Origin of the sequence: Duganella violaceipulchra, from assembly GCF_019166075.1 — a bacterium.
In the GTDB taxonomy this organism is placed as follows: domain Bacteria; phylum Pseudomonadota; class Gammaproteobacteria; order Burkholderiales; family Burkholderiaceae_D; genus Rugamonas; species Rugamonas violaceipulchra.
In genome coordinates this window covers 1-2,907 of record NZ_JAHTGR010000063.1, presented here as the reverse complement: position 1 = coordinate 2,907, position 2,907 = coordinate 1, and the positions used below count along the sequence as shown (strand labels likewise).

At 50.2% G+C, this 2,907-nt stretch carries 3 protein-coding genes; all 3 read left to right on the top strand.

The genetic code is table 11. The features are described 5' to 3' along the window. The first annotated feature begins 500 nt into the window (after positions 1–500). The 3 genes from KVP70_RS32950 (at position 501) to KVP70_RS32940 (ending at position 2,357) form a co-directional block, all read left to right on the top strand. Entirely contained in the window at positions 501–995 is a 495-nt protein-coding gene (locus KVP70_RS32950; RefSeq protein ID WP_217946654.1) for a DUF3997 domain-containing protein, read from the top strand. A 57-nt stretch (positions 996–1,052) separates the two neighbouring features. Further along, positions 1,053–1,529 (top strand): DUF1851 domain-containing protein, encoded by a 477-nt coding sequence (locus tag KVP70_RS32945; protein ID WP_217946653.1) that lies wholly within the window; start codon positions 1,053–1,055, stop codon positions 1,527–1,529. 93 nt (positions 1,530–1,622) lie between these two features. After that, positions 1,623–2,357: a hypothetical protein gene (locus KVP70_RS32940; RefSeq protein ID WP_217946652.1), complete on the top strand. Its 735-nt coding sequence runs from the start codon at positions 1,623–1,625 to the stop codon at positions 2,355–2,357. Positions 2,358–2,907 lie beyond the last annotated feature (550 nt).

Below are 2,907 nucleotides of genomic sequence, written 5' to 3'. Positions count from 1 at the left end.
ATCGTCGGCTTCTATAACTGCAAGCGCATCAATTCAGCATTGGGAAATCTGTCACCCGCCGTCTACGAACGGAAAATGGCAGCACGTGAACCTATCGTTGTGTCCGAAATTACTTGACCACCGCACGGCTTGTTGCTGGCGGTAGTCTCATCATGGCTAACTTGCGCTACCGCGATCAGCTTCAGCGCTTTCGCGCGCAGTGCGATAAGGCGGGAATTCACGGTGTACATGGACTGCGCCACAACTACGCACAGGAACGCTACCAGCAGCTCACCGGCTGGCACAGCCCGGCGCGAGGCGGCCCCCGGTCATCGCAACTCGGACCGGAGCAACGACAAAGGGATCTCTCGGCACGCTTGTTATTGTCAGAAGAAATGGGCCACGGTCGCGAACAAATTACGGCGGTGTACTTGGGCCGCTAGAGTAGGGATATGCCCTCCGTTTTGCTTGAACGAGCCCGATGTGACAAATTGTGATTTTTACTTGATGGCAAGAATGCTATGCTGGCTGCGGAAGTGATATTTACTCGATGGGTTGGGTTCGGCCAGAATCGGACATTCAATGAAACACCGTTCATCAAGATGACGATGCGAATATTTAGGCTGTTGATTGCTTTAGGCCTCGCAGCTAGCGTTACCTCATGCAGTCTTTTCGATTCTGGTATCGAGTGGCGTGCGGGCCCTTACGCCCTATTGTGGATAGACACCGCTGATAATATCTCCTTGTGTAGGGACCTCGGCAAAGGCTCTTGGATTGGGCGCGTGGATGCTATGGTCTTCGCTGTCGGATGGAACGGTCGTTATGTAGTAGCTAAACAGCATCCCGCTGGGGACAGGAGTAAAACCGACTATTTTATAATCGACTCACTACGTGACTCGGATTTAGCGAATTTGTCAGATGTCGTTCTTGGCCCGTTGAGCAAAGATGAGTACGGCAAAAAGGCCGTGGAACTAAAATTACCTGACTTCACGAAAGTGCTGGAATCACTTGAGTGACGATTTTCGGCCAGAAGCAGACCGACGTGTTACCCAGAACTTAATGAGAAAGACCTAATGACCGAACGAGCTTTTATGGTTCCAGCCGAACGATATGATCTCTCTGCACTTTTGTCGGAGTGGACCTGGCTGGTTCCTGAGCGAGATACGCCTCTTTTTCTTACGGCCATGGCCGACTGGGTATTTGGATCGCCGGATGGGGCAATCTGGCGACTGTCTTCGCTAGAGGGAGATTACGTGCAAATTGCCACCAATGCTGAGCAGTACAATGCTATGAAAAGGTCGGCAGAATGGCTAAACGAAGAGTTTTGCGCTGACTGGCAACCAATTGCTGCCGGAAATAGCATGCTGCCAGACGAGGCCGAATGCTTGGGCTGGAGAGTGCATCCCTACCTGGGCGGCGAAATGAAGGTCGGAAATTTGCAGGTATTCTCGATGCTGGTCTATCAAAGCCTGATGGGACAATTGCACCGCCAGGTCAGAGCTCGTCCAACCATCGCCCCTGTCAAGAAACCTAGCTGGAAATTTTGGTGACTGAGTCCGGCCAAGACCAGACGTTCAGCAGAAGCTAAATTTCCTCCAGTGAAGAGCCGTTGTATTTATCAATAGTCAATATCAGGAGACTTTGTGAGCGATATTTCATCGTTTGGGGCCACAGCCAAGGGGCTTGCCAAAAATCCTATTGGCATAATTGCCTTATTTATCGTACTGATTTATGGATTTGCGGCTCTTACACTCGGCTTTAACCCGAAGCTGGAATTCTGGGAACGAGTACCACTCGTTTGGTTTCTCGTTCTGTTCCCTGTTGCGGTACTGGCCCTTTTCGGGTGGTTGGTCAGTCAGCATCACGAGAAATTGTACGCGCCAAGCGATTTCAGAACCGATGACATCTTTCTTAAGAAATCACAGATAAGTGAGAAACGGGAAGCAGATTTCCAAGCTAGCAATGAGGAGCTTGACAGGAAAATTCTCGAAATAGTCAACCGTCTTTCAAAGGAGCAGCTAGAGCCGGAGAAGATAGCAAAGCAAGTTGCTAAGGAGGTCAAGGACGCAACTACTTTCATTGTTGATGGTAGAGCTTTCCTCGGGCGTCCGGATGCCGTTTTTACCTATCCCATTGCAGCTTTTGAAACCCTCGGGGCGCTCACTGATGAAGTCTATTTTAAGCTTTCAAAAAGCGTACGGCCCTTCCAGTATGGTACCACTTGGGTTCTGAGAAATGAATCCACCGGTGACGTAATTAGGACACTACGGATGTTAACAGCTACTCCGCCAGGACAACCACTTACTGATATACGGACTCTTCGGGAAGTCGGAATACACCCTGGGAATACTCTCGTAGTTGAGCCGCCACCTTGTTGATATTTCTTTTAATTGCGCATCGTAATGAAGTCCTCGCGTCCGTTTGGGGCGATTCGGCCTGGTAGCAAGAAGCGTGAGTTTTGCAGATGCTGGACACCAACCGCTGTAACCGGCCAGAACCTGACCCTCCGCTGAGTATTACGCAAAGATAAGAAGATACCGGAAGAAGCACAAAGACGACGATACCTGAACCGTACTAGAAGCCTGATTCGAACGCAAGCTATTGGAAGATAGAAATATATGGGAAAAATTAGTGACCGCCACAAAGAGCGCATGCAAAAACCAAGTACAGATTGGAAGGATAGTAGAATCGTTATCGCAGCACTCTCTGTAGCCGGAACCGCGACGTTCATGAGTACGGTTGTACTCCCAATTACGACCGCAGCGCTTACCGCAAAGCTTGATGCGCTAGCACCGGCTGATTAAAGTGGACCCGTCAGTCAAGACACTCTGCCAGTTAATTTAAGCTGTGCTCGTTTCCACTTCATCAGCTGCTCGGCGCTGTCCCGCACTGCTCTTTTCCTGTGACGTTTCACCGTCATCGCCGAAC